The sequence below is a fragment of the Oscillospiraceae bacterium genome (genome assembly GCA_025757985.1).
Lineage (GTDB): Bacteria > Bacillota > Clostridia > Oscillospirales > Ruminococcaceae > Gemmiger.
This window is the reverse complement of sequence record CP107210.1, coordinates 1,951,135-1,967,750: the sequence shown is the minus strand read 5'-3', so window position 1 is coordinate 1,967,750 and position 16,616 is coordinate 1,951,135. Positions and strand designations below refer to the sequence as shown.

Sequence of the window (16,616 nt, the reverse complement as noted above, 5' to 3'; positions counted from 1 at the left end):
TATGATTTCTTTTCGCGAACTGTTGATTAACGCTAAAAATGGTGATGAAAAAGCCTTGATGGAAATGTTTGACCTTTTTCGTCCCATGATAGAGAAAGCGAGCCGCAGTGCAGGCCGCAAAGATGAGGATCTGCATGATGTTATCGTTATGGCGTTCATTCAGGCAATTTCAAAGTTCCCCATCAATAAGCCTTGATCAGCGAATCGTGCTTGATGGCGGTTAAAACCACATAGCATAAACAGCACGAGCGTCTGCCGTTTGAGGGTAGACGCTCGTGCTGTTTTTTATCCCTACCAGAGCGAGATATTCTATGTGTCTGTTATACTTACATTTTGAATTGACACCTTTCGTGTGTGCTGCTTTTTTGGTAAAAGTGTGCAAATCTATCGACCACATTTGTGCATTTTGCTATTTTTGATTTTCTCATCAACAAAATAAGGCTAACCTGCATCTTTATAGTATAGAGGGACAAAAAGCCCTCTTTCCCCTTATGTACCTTGGCAACCGAATATCCGAATCACCGGCTACATACAACTGACCTTGCCGCAACCCAAGGAGCGACGGCAGGTGCGTCCTGGCTCTGACGCGATGAGGCTGCATAACAGCAGCGGAGCGCCCCCAGAGGCGGGAGAGGTGGCGTGGAACACATACCTCAAGCGAAGGGTCAGCAATCATGATACGCACCGTGGCGATGCTCTCAAGGCGTCGGCGGCACTGCCAACAATGTGGTACAGGAAGCGGGAGCTGTTTCCAGCAGCCGGGCCGGGGGTTCGCCCTTATATCCGGGAAGTAGTGTCGAATAGGATATAAACTTTGATTTCAGATTATGGCGGTCACCGGCTTCGGCTGGTGGCCGCTATGCTTGTGGAATCAAATCATATTTCAAATAACGAAAGAAAGAGGAATCATACATGGAATCCAAGGACAATTTCGAGTTTCCCATAGACAATTCCATTCCTGTCACGGAATGGATCAATTTCACAACATGGACAGGCAAGAAAATTTGCCCCTTTACATACGATGAACAAAGGAGGTAGAATGTATGAAGCAAACCTTGCCTGTTGTGCACTGCATATATACCGAAGCCGAAAAGAGTCTCGCTGAGTTGCTGGAGGAGTCTTTTCGGCTTTATCTTGTCCGCATCCTTGCGACATCTGAGAAACCCGTTGTATAATGTTTGCGATGAGTGGTCGCTTATTTCAAGGAGGAAACTATGTACTTAGAAATAAGCAACCCTATGGATTACCATGTCGCATTGTACATCCGTTTATCAAAGGAGGATGAGACCGAAGGACCATCCCAAAGTGTAACCAACCAGAAATCCCTGCTCAATGAATTTGTTCAGCAGCATCGCCTTTCCGTTTACGATACCTATGTCGATGATGGTTGGAGTGGTACCAGTTTTGACCGCCCTGACTTTCAGCGCATGATTGAGGATATCGAAGCCAAGAAGGTCAACATGGTTATCACCAAAGACCTATCCCGTCTGGGCCGTGACTATATCATGACCGGTCATTATATGGAGAGATACTTCCCCGAAAAGAGAGTGCGCTACATTTCGTTGTTGGACGGTATTGACACCGGCGTAGAATCCACCGCCAATGACATTACCCCGTTCCGTGCCATTATGAACGATATGTATGCCAAAGACATTTCCAAGAAGATCAAATCCGTCAAGCGGGATAAACAGCGGAAAGGGCAGTTCATTGGCGGCAAGCCCATGTATGGCTATAAGATGCATCCGACGGAGAAAAACGAAATTGTCATCGACGAGGAAGTGGCTCCTGTGGTGCGCAGAATCTTCGCCATGGCATTGGATGGTATGAGCTGCCGAAAGATTGCGGCGACTCTCAACGAAGAAGGTGTTCCGACGCCTGCAACTTACTGTGGCTGGAATATGGGACGCAAAGGTCCTTATGCCGGACTTTGGTCCAGCGAACGCATTTCTGAAATGCTGCAGAACGAAACCTACCTGGGCAATATGGTTCAAGGACGAACGGTGAAAATCAGCTACAAGTCCAAGAAATGTCTGAAACAAGATCGGGAAAACTGGGTTGTAGTTGAAAACACCCACGAGCCGCTGATTGACAAAGAAACCTTTCAGAAGGTGCGGATGCTGGTCAACAGCCGCAAGCACACCCGAAGCAGAACCTATGACTTCTTATTAAAAGGCTTGATTTTCTGCCATGAGTGCGGTTATCCAATGGCGGTGCTAAATCGTCCGCCGGTATCCGGTGGAGATCGACTGTTTTTCGTGTGTCGAACCTACCAGCGTTTCACCAAAGCAGGTGTCTGTTCCTGCCACTCCATCAAAGAGCAGGTCGTTACCGAAGCAGTTCTGGCTAAAGTCAGAGAAGTCTGTGAAGCCTATCTTGATCCAAATAAGCTTCAGCCAATTGCTGCCGATGCAGTAGAGAAAGCCCGCAAGGCGGAAAACCATGAAGCAGAAATCCAGTCCATTCAGAATAAGATCGACAGTCTGACTGCCAACCTGGATAAGATGTATATGGATCGGCTGACCGGACTTCTTGCCGAAGCGGACTTCGAGCGCATCTATCAGCGAGTGAAGATGGACAGAACTTCTCTGGAAGAGAAGCTGAAAGAGCTGAAATCACAAAAAGAAAGCCCGGTCAGCACAGAAGACCGAGCAAGAGAGCTGGTGCAGCAGTTTTCGGATTCTGCCTACACCAGCCGGGAGCTTCTGGTCAGCCTCATCGAGCGTGTGGAACTGACCGAAAACAAACAAATCATCATCAAATTCCGCTTCCGTGAGTTGGAAGCGATTTCTTAGGGCCAATCGTTTACAATAGGCGCGGCGGAATGTTTCCCGGCTGGAAAAACGGGCGCTGAAGCTGCTGCGCGATCGCTGGAAAGAATCAAGATGATGTTGAATTTGGCCGGTGTAATATACCTGCGCGAGGCGCATGTGTGGCAAGGTGTGGCAAATTGTGCCGCACATGTGCCACACCTTGATGAAGCATCGAATCTATGTAGGAAATAGAAAAAACAGGCAGTTGCACCGCAAAATGTAGAAAAGTTGTGAAAATGTTACAAAGTAACTATGATCCCGAAAATATTTCGCAAAAAATCATTGACATTTTACTCACAACCGGATAGTATAAAAGTATAAACGAAATTCTGGGCTACACCGCATGGCTCTATGCACCGCTGAAAGAGGCGAGGTGTACCCTCTGCAAAGATCAAAATGTCTGCAGTGCTGCAGCGTTTTGGGCGGAGGGTGCGCAGCCGCCGGGCGGCGCACAGGCCCGCAGGGCAGACGCCGTGCGGCAGTACCTTAGGGAGAGAGGTATACCAAGTGCACCTGACAAAAAGCGAACAACAGATCATGGAGATTTTCTGGAAGGCCGATCATGCGATGGCCCAGACGGAGGTCGTTTCCACCTGCGTGGAGCGCAAATGGAAGGAACGCTCGATTTTTTCGATGCTGAACAGCCTGATGGAAAAGGGCGTCCTGCGTGAGGTCGGCTTTGTCCGCAGCGGCAAGACCTATGCCCGCACCTTTGAGCCGGCAATGTCCCATGCCGAATATCTGGCTGCTGTAGTGGCAGAGCAGCTGCCCGCAAAGCAGCTGCCGGAGCTGCTCGCCGCGTTGATGCAGAAGATGGAAACGACCCCTGCGATCCAGAAGGAAATGCGGGCCGCCCTGCGCGAAAATACGCAGTAAAGCAAACCGCAGCGCATGGATCGTGCGCAGATGCCAGAGAAATTAGATTCGTTCAAAAAAGCACCGCTGCCCGTATCGGGCGGCGGTATTTTTTTGCATCCCTTTTGCCTGCGGTGTGCTTGCAAGGCTGATATAAAAGCAGTATAATTAAAAATTAAGCAGTATGCCTATACTGCGCAGATTCTATTCGATTTACAGGAGAACCCCGATCATGGATAAACGCAATAAAACCGCGCTGGCCTATCTGCTCATCGGTGTGGCGGCGGCAGGCCGGGCACTGCTCTCTGTGCCGGAAAACGCCGCCATTCAGGAGGTCTCGCTGACCGTGCTGGCGCTGGTGGGCTACCTGCTGCTGGCCTCCAAAAGCAGGCTGCCGGTGCTTTTCGGTGCGGCGGGCCTTGTGTTGGAGCTGATCCTCAGCGGTGTGCCTGCAGGCGGTGCATCGGTCTGGCTGATTCCCGCGCTGCGTGTGGCGGATCTCTGGCTGTTCTGGGGCGCATCGGTGGTGCTGCTCCGGCTGGCAGGGCGGCAGGGCGGCAGGGTGCCGTACCTTGCGGCGCTGCCGCTGGCCGTCTACAGCGTGGCGCACTTTCTGCCCGCGCTGACCACACTGGCTGCTGTGGCCTTTGTGGCGTTCAGCGTCCTGATGCTCTGGTTTGCAGCGGTCATGATCCGCGCTTACAACGATGCGCGCGTAAAAAAGTGACAAAATCCGAAAACTGTGGTATACTGTAGTATCTGATAAAAATCAAGCCGTGAAAGAAGGATTCTTATGATCCCGTTTAATGTGCCCCCCTGCGTGGGTGAAGAAATCGAATATGTAAAGCAGGCCATTGCATCCCACAAGATCTGCGGTGACGGTGCCTTTACCAAGCAGTGCAACGCATGGCTGGAGGAGCGCTTCCATGCCCAGAAGGTGCTGCTGACCACCAGCGGCACCACGGCGCTGGATATGGCCATGCTGCTGTGCGACCTGCAGCCCGGTGATGAGGTCATCCTGCCCAGCTATACCTTCTCCAGCACGGCGACCTCTGCGGTGCTGGCGGGGGCCCGGCTGGTGTTTGTGGACATCCGCCCCGACACGATGAACATTGATGAGACGAAGATCGAACAGGCCATCACCGACAAGACAAAGGTCATCGTGGCGATGCACTACGCCGGTGTTGCCTGCGAGATGGACACGATCATGGAGATCGCGCACCGCCACGGCCTCAAGGTCGTGGAGGATGCGGCGCAGGGCGTCATGAGCAGCTACAAGGGCCGTGCGCTTGGCACCATCGGTGATTTCGGCTGCTACTCCTTCCATGAGACGAAGAACTACTCGATGGGCGAGGGCGGTGCGCTGGTCATCAACAACCCGGCCTACAATGAACGCGCCGAGATCCTGCGCGAAAAAGGCACGAACCGCGCGAAATTCTTCCGCGGTCAGGTCGATAAGTACACATGGGTGGACTTCGGCGACAGCTATCTGCCCAGTGAGCTGAATGCAGCCTACCTGTGGGCGCAGCTGCTCCACGCGGACGAGATCAACAACGACCGCATGAACACATGGAACGCCTACCGCGCCGCCTTCCAGCCGCTGGCCGATGCCGGTAAGGTCGAGCTGCCTGTGATTCCGGCAGACTGTGTACACAATGCGCACATGTTCTACCTCAAGTGCAAGGACCTTGATGAGCGCACGGCACTGATCCGTCACCTGAAAAACAACGATATTCTGGCGGTATTCCACTATATCCCGCTGCACTCCGCCCCGGCAGGCGAGAAGTTCGGCCGCTTTGACGGCACGGATGTCTACACCACCGCCGAGAGCGAGCGCCTTGTCCGCCTGCCCATGTATTACGGCCTGACCGAGTCCGACCGCAAGCAGGTCATCGAAAAAGTTCTGGAATTTTATGCGCAGTAAGCGTATACCGGGCTGGGCGCAGGTGCTGGGCACCGCCGCTGCGGCGCTGGCTTTTCTGCTTGTGTATGAGCTGGCAGTCTACCGCGTACCGCTGCAGCAGATCTTTCTGCCGTGCAGCTATTGGAGTGATGAGGTCATCTACAGCAAGCAGCTGGCCGCTGTGGTGCGCTGTGGTGCGCCGCAGGGATATTTCGGCTTTAATGAATCGCATGCCGCCAGCGGCACCTTTGCCGCATGGGGGCCGGCTGTCTTTTTTGTCTACGCGCTGCCGGGGCTTTTCCTGCGCGGGCAGAATGCTTTTTTGTGGTGCAATCTGCTGTTTGTGGTTGCAGGGTGGACCTTTTTCGCGCGGGCTGCACGGCTGAACGGCAAGCAGCAGGCAGTCTTTGCTGCCGCGCTGGCCGCCTTCAACGCACCGATACGCTATGTGTTCTCCGCCATGCAGGAGCCGCTTCACTATGCGCTTGTGCTGGCGGTGCTGGGCTGCGGTATTCTGGCCCGGCGGGATAAAAGCCGCGCCGCATGGGGTGCGCTCTGCCTGCTTTGTGCCGTCGCCACTTTGGTGCGCCCTTATGAGGCCGTGCTTTGGCTCTACCCATTGGCGCTGGCGTGGCATGACCGGCACCGCATCGCGGTGTGCGTTGCGGGCGGTGCAGTCTCGCTGGGCGGCACACTGGTGCTGATGTCGAAATTTTACGCGCCCTACTTCTTCACGAATGTGGATATGACCCCCGTGCAGGAGCTTCTCCACGGTCACCCGATCGAAGCGCTGAAGGATGTTGTCCATAAGCTGATAGGGGCGCTGCAGACCGTTGGGCAGACGATCCTTACGGATTTTTCCCAGCGCAGCGGCGGATATTATCTGCTGTTCTTTCTGCTGCTCTGCATTGTGCTGGCCTGTCTGGCATGGGATGTCCGGCGGCAGCGCCCTGTGTTCTGGAAGGGGTGCGCCGCTGCGACCTCGGGCATCGTTTTTCTGGCGTTGATGCTGATGTACCGCCCGGGCGAGGGCTCGCGCCATACGCTGATTCTGGATCTGCTGCTGTTGGCAAGCCTTTTGCTGGAGAACCGCCGCCCTGCCGCAGCCACGGCCGCGGTGTCGGTGCTGCTGGCGCTGACCGGTGTGCTCAGTTTGGCCAAGGGCTATGGCCTGCCGCGCTACAGCGAGGTTTGGGACAATGAGGTGCAGCAGGTGCAGGCGGCACTGGAAAAGAGTCAGGCTGCAGTCGATAGCGAGGATCCCTGGGACCATACGGCGGCATATGCCTTTCTGGATGAGGTTCACTGCGGCCTGCTGTACGGCGTACCGGACGGCATGGGAATCCAGTTTGACGAGAACAGCTATCTGGAGAATGCAGCTAATCCGGTCTATGCCCGGTATGTCTTTACAAGCGCGGGCAGCAATACAGCCGCCCGCCTGACTGCAGACGGCTGGTCGGTTTTGTATGAAAGTGAAAAGTGCGTGCTGTATGAGCGCACAAGATAGCAGGATAAAGGACACACTATGGATGTAAAAAATCTCCCGGTTCTGGAGGGCGCAGCTGTCCGGCTGCGGCCCATTGCCGATGCGGACACCGATCTGATCGTGAAATGGCGCAATACGCCGTCGGTCGTGCAGAATTTTATCTTCCGCCAGACCTTCACGCCGGAAATGCACCGCAGCTGGTTGGCTACCAAAGTCGCCACCGGGCGGGTCGTGCAGTATATCATCATCGACAAGGCCGATGATAAGCCCGTTGGGTCGGTCTATTACCGCGATATAGACAACCATAACCGCAGCGCCGAGTACGGTATTTTTATCGGCGAGGAAAGCGCGCGCGGCAAAGGCCTCGGCACCGAGACGGCAAGGCTCTTTACCGATTTTGGCTTTGCCGAATTGCAGCTGCACCGCATCAGTCTGCGTGTGCTGGCGGAAAACACCGCCGCCCGCCGCAGCTATGAAAAGGCCGGCTTTGTGCAGGAGGGCGTTTTCCGCGATATGGAGCTGCTGGACGGCCAATACCGCGATGTAGTGTTTATGGCCCGGCTGGCGGAGAAATAACGATGGGAAATCGACTGCAAAAAATCCAAAAGCTGTTCAAAAAGACCCCCAACGCGCTGTTTTGCCTGTTGGGGGCAGTTGTGTTCCTTGCGGGGGTCTACTTTATCAGCTACCGCACCGCACCGTGGGCGGTCTGGCTGCCCAGCACAATGAATAACGATGAGGCTATCTACAACCGCGAGGTCGTCAGTGTCATCACCCACGGCGGGCCGCAGGGATACTTTGGCTATAATGAGAATACGGCCGACATCGGCCGCTACAGCACTTGGGGGCCGTTTCTGATCTGGGCCTATGCTGTCCCGGCATTTTTCTTCGGGCCCAGTGTCAATGTGGTGTTGTGGTGCAATCTGCTGCTGATCACACTGGGAATCGCATATTACGCCCGCAGTGCGCGGCTGAATGTCTGGCAGTGCCTTGCCCTGTGCGGGGTGCTGCTGGGTGTGCTGCGGCCGCTGCAATCCTCAGTCAGCGGTGCATCGGAGGCCATGCAGTATCTGATGGCCTTTGTCATCGTAGGCTCGGCGGCTGCGGTGCGCCGCACCGGCAAGACCGGCTGGCTGGTCATCGGGGCAGCGGCCTGCGCGCTCGAAACGATTTTTCGCCCCTATGCGCTGCTGTTCTGGGTGTTTCCGCTGACGGCGGTATGGCAGCACAAAAAGCGCCGCTGTGTCTGCCTTGCAGCAGCGGCGGCCTCGTTTGTCCTGTCGATTTTTTCGATGACAAAGATGGCGGCAGCGTATTTCGGCGGCGGCATGGATTTTGCCGGTGTGCAGCTGCTTTTGCAGGGCCACCCGATAGCGGCTGTGCGCTATGAAGGGGAGCGGGCTGTCAGACTGCTGGCTGCAGCGTGGCAGTATGATATTGTGCCTACACTGCAGGGCGATGTGACCTACATCGGCGGCGGTGTGCTGACCTTTTTGGCGGTTGCTCTGGTGGCAGCGGCTTGTCTGGTCTGGGATAAGCGCAGAGGACGCCCCACAGCGCTGAAATCCTGCGCTGCCTTCTGTGCGGGAATTGTGGCGCTGGTGCTGCTGACCATGTACAGCATTGACCCCCGCCATCTGATGCTGCTGGCAATCTTACTGATCGCCGCTTTTGTGGCGGAGGATGCCGCACCAGCAGCGGTCTATATGCCTGTGCTGCTGGTGCTGCTTTTCCCGATGAACTTTTCCCGCGGCAGTCTGCCTGAAATCAACACAGAGATGGCTGCTCAGATGGAAATCGTGGAGCAGGTCCTGCGTGAGGACGCGGCTGACGCGGGAAGCGATCCTTGGAACAGCACCCTGGCCTACACCTACGACGACGGCGTATTCCACGGCTACCTCTACGCCGTGCCGGACGGCATGGGTATTGAGTTTGACAAGAACTCCTACCTGTGGGACGCCGAGAACCCCATCTACTCCCGCTATGTGATGTGCGGCCACGGCACCCGCGTGGAGGAACGCCTGCTGGCCGAAAGCTGGCAGGAGCTTGTCTCCACCGAGGATCTGGTCATCTATAAGCGCAGTTGAACACATCTGGAAGGATAACGAAGCTATGCAGAAAATTTCTTATGTGATCCCCTGCTACCGTTCCCAGCATACGGTGGGGGAGGTGGTGGCGGAGATCACCGCCACCATGAAGACGATGCCGCAGTATGACTATGAGGTCATTCTGGTCAACGATTGCTCGCCCGATGATACCATCGGCACGATCCGTGCGCTGGTGGCCGCGGATGACCATGTGACCGGGGTGGATCTGGCCAAAAACTTCGGGCAGCATGCCGCGCTGATGGCAGGCTTCCACAAATGCAGCGGGGACATCATTGTCTGTCTGGACGATGACGGCCAGACCCCCGCCGATGAGGTGGGCAAGCTGCTGGAGAAGATCGATGCCGGCTACGATGTGGTCTACGCCAGCTACGACACGAAAAGGCAGGCCGGCTGGCGCAACTTTGGCAGTTGGGTCAACAGCAAAATGACCGAGATCATGCTGGGCAAGCCGCCGGAGCTGGTCGTCAACAGCTACTTTGCCGCCCGCCGCTTTGTGGTGGAGGAGATGCTGCGGTATGAGCATTGCTACCCGTATGTGATCGGCCTTGTGCTGCGCTCCACCAAGCATATCTGCAATGTGCCGGTGCATCACCGCGCCCGCGAAGAGGGCAGCTCCGGCTATACGCTGCGGAAGCTGCTGAACCTCTGGATGAACGGCTTTACCTCATTTTCGGTCAAGCCGCTGCGCATCGCCACCTATTTCGGCACGCTGTTTGCAGCAGCGGGCTTTGTGTACCTGATCTATATCGTCATTGACCACTTCACCCGCGGCGCGGCCCCGATGGGCTGGGCGTCCACCACGGCGCTGCTGCTGCTTTTGGGCGGCATGATCCTGGTCGTGCTGGGCATCATCGGCGAGTATGTCGGCCGCATCTATATGTGCGCCAACGCCGCACCGCAGTATGTTGAGCGTGAGGTCATCCGCCATGGGGAGGACAACGCATGAGGCAGCAGGCAAAATGGTTCCTCCTGCTGCATGTCATTTTGGGGGTATATGCGGGCAGCAGTGTGTGCAGCAAGCTGGCGGCGCAGCAGCCGTTTTTGAGCGCGGCGTTCCTTCTGCTGTACGGTTTGATGCTGGCGGCGCTTGTTGCCTATGCCATCGGCTGGCAGCAGGTCATCAAGCATCTGCCGCTGACAACGGCCTACGCCAATAAGGCTGTCACGGTCGTCTGGGGCATATTGCTGGGCATGGCCGTCTTTGGCGAGGCCGTCACCCCGCGGCAGGTCGTGGGGGCCGTCATCATCATTGCAGGCATCGTGCTGTTTGTGCGTGCCGACAACGAAGAGGAGGGCGGCAAATGAATCAGGCACAGCTGCCCTATGTGCTGCTTTACCTGTGCAGCACCTTCCTGTCCTCGGTGTCGCAGGTCTTGCTGAAAAAGGCCGCTATGCGGGAGCATACCTCCCTTGTGGCAGAGTACACCGACTGGCGTGTGATTTTGGGCTACGGCCTCTTTGTGGGGTGTACGCTGCTTACGATGCTGGCATACAAGGGCGTGCCGCTGAACATCGGCCCTGTGCTGGAGGCCACCGGCTATCTCTATGTGACGATCTTCGGCGTGACGATCTTCCATGAAAAGATGAACCCTAAGAAGATCGCGGCGCTGGTCATGATCGTGGCGGGCATTTTAGTGTATGCACTGTAACGGAAAAGCAAAAGCCCTCTCTTTACCATAAACAATAAAGCACCCCCTGCCTGTACGGCAAATACAGGCAGGGGGTGCTTTGCTTTACAACCGCTCCGGCAGGCGTCTGCGTCTTGCGGGGACGCTTTGCAGCGCTGTGGCGGCGTAATCCAGTGTCAGGGCCAGCAGCAGACCAAATACGACATCAATGACGCTGTGCTGCTTGAGCAGCATCGTGGACATTGTGATGGACACGCACAGCACCATGGCGGCCGGGCGCATCCAGCGGCGGCGCGGCGCGTCAAAAATGCTGCTGCGGTAATAGGCCAGCATCAGCGTGACCGAGTTGAAAACATGGATGGACGGGCAGACATTCATCGGCGTATCGCTGCGGTAGATCGCGCGCACAAGCTGGGCAAAAATGTCGCTGCCCGGCACAAAGCGCGGCCGCAGCGCCAGCCCGTTCGGTACGATGGCGTAGAAAAGCAGTGCCATCGTCATGCCGGTGAACAGCGGCAGGCAAAGCCGCCAGAAATCCCCGCGCGGGGCCTTGTGCAGCAGGTAAAACAGGGTGAACGGAATCCACGGGAACCACAGCAGATACGGCACAATGGCATATTTGCAGAAGGGGATCAGATCATCCAGCCGGCAGTGGACCCACAGGTCGGGGGACTGGATCGTGCGCTCCAGCAGCGCGAAAAAGGTCAGATAAAACAGAGCATAGAACGCCATGAACCAGACCGGATGGCGTGAACACCAGTTGCGCATACAGTTTGCATCCTTTCGTTGATGTATCATTATACGCCCCGGGCAGGGCATAAAACAAGCGAAATTCCGCACAAGATATAGCCGGGTTTTCGACAGAATACTGTGCGGCTTTGGCTGCCTGCTTCTGTATACTAATACGAACGAGGGGGAAGTGTTACTGCGCGCAGAATGTGAAAAAGTTGTAAATTGATGGGAAGCAAAAAGGCTTCCCCCAAGGGGGAAGCTGTCACCGAAGGTGACTGATGAGGGGCAGAGCTGCCGGAATCACCTGGTACCGGGTGGCTGAGATAACACGCCCCTCATCCGGCGCTTCGCGCCACCTTCCCCCTCAGGGGAAGGCTAAAAAAGCCCCGCCTTGACGGCGGGGCAAAATTTATGAAATTACTCCCCCAGCGAGGCAGGGTGGTCGGTCGGGGTGTGCGCGCTCTGGTACTGCAGCGCGGCGGCGATGAAGCCCTTGAACAGGGGATGGGCGCGGTTCGGGCGGCTCTTGAACTCGGGGTGGAACTGTGCGCCGAGGTGGAAGTCGCGCCCCGGGATCTCGACCGCCTCGACAAGGCGGCCGTCGGGGCTGGTGCCGGCAATGACAAGGCCCTTCTCCTCAAACTCGGCGCGGAACGCATTGTTGAACTCATAGCGGTGGCGGTGGCGCTCATCAATTTCAGTTGTGCCGTAGCATTCGGCCATTCTGGTGCCGGGGGTGATGGTGCAGGGGTACTTGCCCAGCCGCATCGTGCCGCCCTTCGTCTCAACGCCCTGCTGGTCGGGCATCAGGTCAATGACATTGTGATGGCCCTCGGGGGCAAACTCGCTGGAGTTGGCGTCTGCGTAGCCCAGCACATTGCGGGCGTACTCCATGACCATGATCTGCATACCCAGACAGATGCCGAAGTAGGGGACATGGTTCTCCCGCGCGTACTGGGCAGCCTGAATCATCCCCTCGATGCCGCGGTCGCCGAAGCCGCCGGGAATGATGATGCCGTCCACATCGCCCAGCTCCTCGGCGCAGCAGCTCTGGTCCACCAGATGCTCGCTGTCCACCCACTTGATCTCGACCTTGCTCTCATTCTCAAAGCCGGCGTGGTACAGGCTCTCCATAACGCTGAGGTAGGCATCGTGCAGCTTGACATACTTGCCCACCAGTGCGATGGTGCAGGTCTTGCTGCGGGTGGCAATGCGGCTGATCAGCTCTTTCCACTCGGTCAGGTCGCTCGGCGGGGTCTGCAGGTGCAGCTGGCGGGCCACAACATTGGTAAGCCCTGCGGATTCCAGCATCAGCGGGCACTCGTAAAGGCTCGGCATCGTCAGGTTCTCAATCACGCAGTCGGGGCGCACATTGCAGAACATGCTGATCTTGCGCTTGATGTCATTGCCGACCGGGCCATCGGCACGCAGGACGATGATGTTGGGGCAGATGCCCATGCCCTGCAGCTCCTTGCAGGAGTGCTGGGCCGGCTTGGACTTGTACTCATCGGAGCCGGAAATGTAGGGCACCAGCACGACATGGATGTAGCAGCAGTTCTCGGGGCCCTGCTCCAGCCCGACCTGACGGATGGCCTCCAGAAAGGGCTGGCTCTCGATGTCGCCGGTCGTGCCGCCGATCTCGGTGATGACAACATCAGCCTCGGTGCTTTTGGCAAGGTTGTAGATGTAGCTCTTGATCTCGTTGGTGATGTGGGGGATGATCTGCACGGTCTGGCCCAGATAGGCGCCCTGACGCTCCTTGTTCAGGACATTCCAGTAGACCTTGCCGGTGGTCAGGTTGGAGTATTTGTTCAGGTTTTCATCGGTAAAGCGCTCATAATGGCCGAGGTCGAGGTCGGTCTCGGTGCCGTCGTCCGTCACAAAGACCTCGCCGTGCTGCAGCGGGCTCATCGTGCCCGGGTCCACATTGATATAGGGGTCCAGCTTCTGGCTGGCGACCTTCAGCCCGCGCGTTTTAAGCAGCCGCCCCAGACTGGCCGCCGTGATGCCCTTGCCCAGACCGGAGACAACGCCGCCGGTCACAAAAATATACTTCGTTGCCATAATTCACCCTCCATACCGGGGACGCAGAAACGCCCGCCGTATCCCAAAAAAATTCCTTTCCATTATACATCGGAAAAAATCGTTTTTGCAATAAGGCGGGCGTAATTTTTAATTTTTGTTAAAAAATAATGGCGCAGACTTTAGATTCTTCAGCTTCGGTGGGTGTACTTGAGGATCTCGCGCATCAGGATCCGCATGTCGAGCGGCTTGCCGACATGGCTGTTCATGCCGGACTCGAGGCAGGCGCGCACATCATCGGCAAAGACATTGGCTGTCATTGCAATGATCGGCGTGCCCTCATCGGGGCCAACGCCCTCAAAGGCGCGGATGCAGCGGGTGGCCTCAAGGCCGTTCATCTCGGGCATCATGACATCCATCAGGACGGCATCGTAGGTGTGGGGCGCGGCGTGCTGGATGGCATCGACCGCCTCGCGGCCGTTGGTCACGGCCGTCACCTCGGCGCCCTCTGCCTCCAGCAGGGTCACAGCAATCTCGCTGTTCAGCTCATTGTCCTCGGCCAGCAGCAGGTGCAGCCACGCAAGGGTCGGCGTCTCCTCCTGCTTGGCGGGCTGCTGCGCGGCCACAGGGTGGGGCGTGGGGTCCACCGGCAGCGACAGCCGCACGATGAAGGTCGAGCCCTTGCCGGGCTCACTCTCGACATCGAGCGAGCCGTGCATCTGGTCAACAAGCTTCTTCGTGATGGCCATGCCGAGGCCTGTGCCCTTGTAGTGGGTGCGGCTTGAGCGCTGCTCCTGCGTAAAGGGCTCAAAGATATGCTGCAGAAATTCCTCGCTCATGCCGATGCCGTTGTCCGTGATCTCCATGCGCAGATGAACAAGGCCCTCCTCATACAGGGTCTCCTTGGCGCAGAAGCGGATCGTGCCGCCGTCCGGTGTGTACTTGACGGCGTTGGAGAGGATATTGATCAGCACCTGCCGGACATGCAGCTCACTGCCGACGAGATAGGGGTGCCAGAACGGGCCGATCTGCTTGGTGAAGGTAAGCTTGCGCTCAATGATCTGCCCCTCCACGATGTCGCAGCAGGCCTGCAGCAGCACGCGCAGATCAAAGGGATTGTTGAGCAGCTTCATGCTGCCGGACTCGATCTTGGACATGTCCAGCACATCGTTGACGAGCGACAGCAGGTGGGAGGCTGCGCCCCGCATCTTGGTAAGGCAGTCCCTGACGCGGGCCTGATCCTCAAAGTTTTCCTCGGCAATATCCAGCATGCCCATGATGCCGTTGATGGGGGTGCGGATGTCGTGGGACATGTTGGACAAAAACTCGGTCTTGGCGGCGCTGGCCTCCTCAGCACGGTGCAGGGCAGCCTCGGTCAAATCGCGGAAGCGGCGCGCGCGCATCGAAAGCACCACGCAGACATTGGTGATGATCACGCAGAGCACGATGAGCACCACAAAGAGGGGATACTGGTAGGTCAGGCGCACCAGCGAGAATTCCTGCCGGCCCAGATTGATATACTTATTGGTCAGCGCCACGACATCGGCACGGGTCAGGCTGTCCACGCTCTTGTTCAGCACGCTGAGCAGAAGTACATCATAGTCAGCGCGCACGCCGATGCAGAAGCTGCGGCGCTCATCGCTGAGCATCGCGCGCAGCTCGTTATACTTATCGTCAAAGACGGCGCGCTCGGCCTGATAGGTGTAGGTGTAGCAGGCGTCCGCATCGCCGCTGCGCACAGCCGCCAGACAGTCGTCAAAGGAATCTGCGTATTTTACATTTGAAATATCCTGCAGGCCCGGCAGCTCAAGCGAATCGGAGTTGAAATTGTCGGGCACGACCGCCTTGCTCAGTCCGCCGCTGTGGCTGCGCAGCATGACCCATGAAAACTCCGCCGAAAGGTAGGAATTTGTCAGCTGGTAGCCGTAATCCTCCGCCGTGGAGTAATCATCGGAGAAATCTATGACGAAATCAGCACCGCTGCTATCAAGCATCGTGCGGTATTCGCTGCGGCTGGTCGGTGCCAAAAAGCTGTAGTGCAGCTGGGCGCGGTCCGCCACGAGCTTAAAGAGGTCTACCATGATGCCGGTCGGGCAGCCGTCCTCGTCCAGATAGGAGTAGGGGTAGCGGTCCGGGTTGACCAGAACCTGAAAGATGGTGCCGTTTGCGTTGTGGGTGGTGATGTAGTTTTCCTCAGCGGCGGTCAGGTAGAGCTTGTTGCTGGAGTGGATGTTCTTGTTGTACTTGTCAAACAGGGTCGTGCGCCAGGTGGGGTCATCGCGGTCCATCTTGGCCAGTGCGTCATTGACCAGCTGCAGGGTGGCGCTGTCATCCTTGCGCACGGCAATGTAGCAGTCCTGCAGGTCAAAGGTGTCGATGATCCACTCGTTGTTGGTTTTGCGCAGCCGGTTGGAAACGGCCGCTGTGATCACCCCGGTGCGCAGCGCCAGCGAAAGCTCCTCGTCCGTGTCGAAGTAGATCGGCGTGTAGGTAAAGCCGTGCTCCTCGGCGTAATGGATAAAGCTCTGGTTGCGGCCGTTGCCGCGGCGGCTCATGCCGACGATCATGCCGTCGTAGGTTTCGTAGTCGCCCGCAACGATGCTGCGGTTGCCGGCCTTGACGGTCAGCATTGTGGCCAGATTGGAGATCGGCTCGCTGGAGAAGGCAAAGCGCTCGGCGCGCTCCGGCGTCTTGCGCAGCGTGGGCAGCAGGTCGATCTCGCCACGCTCCAGCATGTCAGCGGCCTCGTTGGCATTACAGTCGTAGGCCACATACTCAAACTTTACATTCTCATACTGGGCGATCCGCTGCAGTACCTCGTAGGAATAGCCGCTGCGGTGGCCGTCCTTATCCATGACATGGTAGCCCGTGTAGGCGTAAAAGCCTACGCGCAGGGTGCGCTGGGGGGTGTCATTGCTGCCCGCCGCGCTGGCGGGCATGGCAAAGCCCAGTAGTGCGGCCAGCAGCATACTGGCAAGCAGCAGGCAGCAGACCGCGCGCCGCAGGGCGGGAAAGCTCTCCTTTTTATTATACATGGCAGGAGCACTCCGGTTTCCTGTGCGGCGGCAGAGG

At 57.1% G+C, this 16,616-nt stretch carries 16 protein-coding genes; 13 read left to right on the top strand and 3 right to left on the bottom strand.

Features of this window, described 5'->3' with window-relative positions; all coding sequences use genetic code 11:
• Position 1: 1 nt before the first annotated feature.
• The 13 genes from OGM67_09640 (at position 2) to OGM67_09580 (ending at position 10,811) form a co-directional block, all read left to right on the top strand.
• Positions 2 to 196 carry a helix-turn-helix domain-containing protein gene (locus OGM67_09640; protein UYJ33849.1) on the top strand — a complete coding sequence of 65 codons (195 nt, stop codon included), beginning with the start codon at positions 2 to 4 and terminating at the stop codon, positions 194 to 196.
• A gap of 847 nt (positions 197 to 1,043) precedes the next feature.
• The gene (locus tag OGM67_09635) at positions 1,044 to 1,175 is read left to right on the top strand and encodes a hypothetical protein (protein UYJ33848.1); all 132 of its coding nucleotides are present in this window, start codon (positions 1,044 to 1,046) and stop codon (positions 1,173 to 1,175) included.
• Positions 1,176 to 1,214: 39 nt separating this feature from the next.
• Positions 1,215 to 2,792 carry a recombinase family protein gene (locus tag OGM67_09630; protein ID UYJ33847.1) on the top strand — a complete coding sequence of 526 codons (1,578 nt, stop codon included), beginning with the start codon at positions 1,215 to 1,217 and terminating at the stop codon, positions 2,790 to 2,792.
• A gap of 555 nt (positions 2,793 to 3,347) precedes the next feature.
• Complete coding sequence (locus tag OGM67_09625; GenBank protein ID UYJ33846.1) at positions 3,348 to 3,686, top strand: BlaI/MecI/CopY family transcriptional regulator; 339 nt, start codon at positions 3,348 to 3,350, stop codon at positions 3,684 to 3,686.
• Between the two features lie 15 nt (positions 3,687 to 3,701).
• On the top strand, positions 3,702 to 3,833 hold the full coding sequence (locus OGM67_09620; protein UYJ33845.1) for a hypothetical protein: 132 nt from the start codon (positions 3,702 to 3,704) through the stop codon (positions 3,831 to 3,833).
• 64 nt (positions 3,834 to 3,897) lie between these two features.
• Positions 3,898 to 4,392, top strand: a complete 495-nt coding sequence (locus OGM67_09615) for a hypothetical protein (GenBank protein UYJ33844.1) — start codon at positions 3,898 to 3,900, stop codon at positions 4,390 to 4,392.
• Between the two features lie 66 nt (positions 4,393 to 4,458).
• Positions 4,459 to 5,589, top strand: coding sequence for a dTDP-4-amino-4,6-dideoxygalactose transaminase (gene rffA / locus OGM67_09610; protein ID UYJ33843.1), 1,131 nt, complete (start codon positions 4,459 to 4,461; stop codon positions 5,587 to 5,589).
• Entirely contained in the window at positions 5,579 to 7,075 is a 1,497-nt protein-coding gene (locus OGM67_09605) for a hypothetical protein (protein ID UYJ33842.1), read from the top strand. The genes rffA and OGM67_09605 overlap by 11 nt, the downstream gene beginning before the upstream one ends.
• An 18-nt stretch (positions 7,076 to 7,093) precedes the next feature.
• Positions 7,094 to 7,630 carry a GNAT family N-acetyltransferase gene (locus OGM67_09600; GenBank protein UYJ33841.1) on the top strand — a complete coding sequence of 179 codons (537 nt, stop codon included), beginning with the start codon at positions 7,094 to 7,096 and terminating at the stop codon, positions 7,628 to 7,630.
• Positions 7,631 to 7,632: 2 nt separating this feature from the next.
• Positions 7,633 to 9,141: a hypothetical protein gene (locus OGM67_09595; protein UYJ33840.1), complete on the top strand. Its 1,509-nt coding sequence runs from the start codon at positions 7,633 to 7,635 to the stop codon at positions 9,139 to 9,141.
• Positions 9,142 to 9,166: 25 nt separating this feature from the next.
• Positions 9,167 to 10,108 carry a glycosyltransferase family 2 protein gene (locus OGM67_09590; protein UYJ33839.1) on the top strand — a complete coding sequence of 314 codons (942 nt, stop codon included), beginning with the start codon at positions 9,167 to 9,169 and terminating at the stop codon, positions 10,106 to 10,108.
• Positions 10,105 to 10,467, top strand: a complete 363-nt coding sequence (locus OGM67_09585) for a transporter (GenBank protein ID UYJ33838.1) — start codon at positions 10,105 to 10,107, stop codon at positions 10,465 to 10,467. The genes OGM67_09590 and OGM67_09585 overlap by 4 nt, the downstream gene beginning before the upstream one ends.
• Positions 10,464 to 10,811: an EamA family transporter gene (locus OGM67_09580; GenBank protein ID UYJ33837.1), complete on the top strand. Its 348-nt coding sequence runs from the start codon at positions 10,464 to 10,466 to the stop codon at positions 10,809 to 10,811. The genes OGM67_09585 and OGM67_09580 overlap by 4 nt, the downstream gene beginning before the upstream one ends.
• 84 nt (positions 10,812 to 10,895) lie before the next feature.
• Here OGM67_09580 and OGM67_09575 read toward each other — a convergent pair whose 3' ends face one another.
• From OGM67_09575 to OGM67_09565, 3 genes are all read right to left on the bottom strand, one after another.
• Positions 10,896 to 11,558 (bottom strand): phosphatase PAP2 family protein, encoded by a 663-nt coding sequence (locus tag OGM67_09575; GenBank protein ID UYJ33836.1) that lies wholly within the window; start codon positions 11,556 to 11,558, stop codon positions 10,896 to 10,898.
• 381 nt (positions 11,559 to 11,939) lie between these two features.
• Complete coding sequence (locus OGM67_09570; GenBank protein ID UYJ33835.1) at positions 11,940 to 13,586, bottom strand: CTP synthase; 1,647 nt, start codon at positions 13,584 to 13,586, stop codon at positions 11,940 to 11,942.
• A gap of 149 nt (positions 13,587 to 13,735) precedes the next feature.
• Entirely contained in the window at positions 13,736 to 16,579 is a 2,844-nt protein-coding gene (locus OGM67_09565; GenBank protein ID UYJ33834.1) for a transporter substrate-binding domain-containing protein, read from the bottom strand.
• Between the last annotated feature and the right edge of the window lie 37 nt (positions 16,580 to 16,616).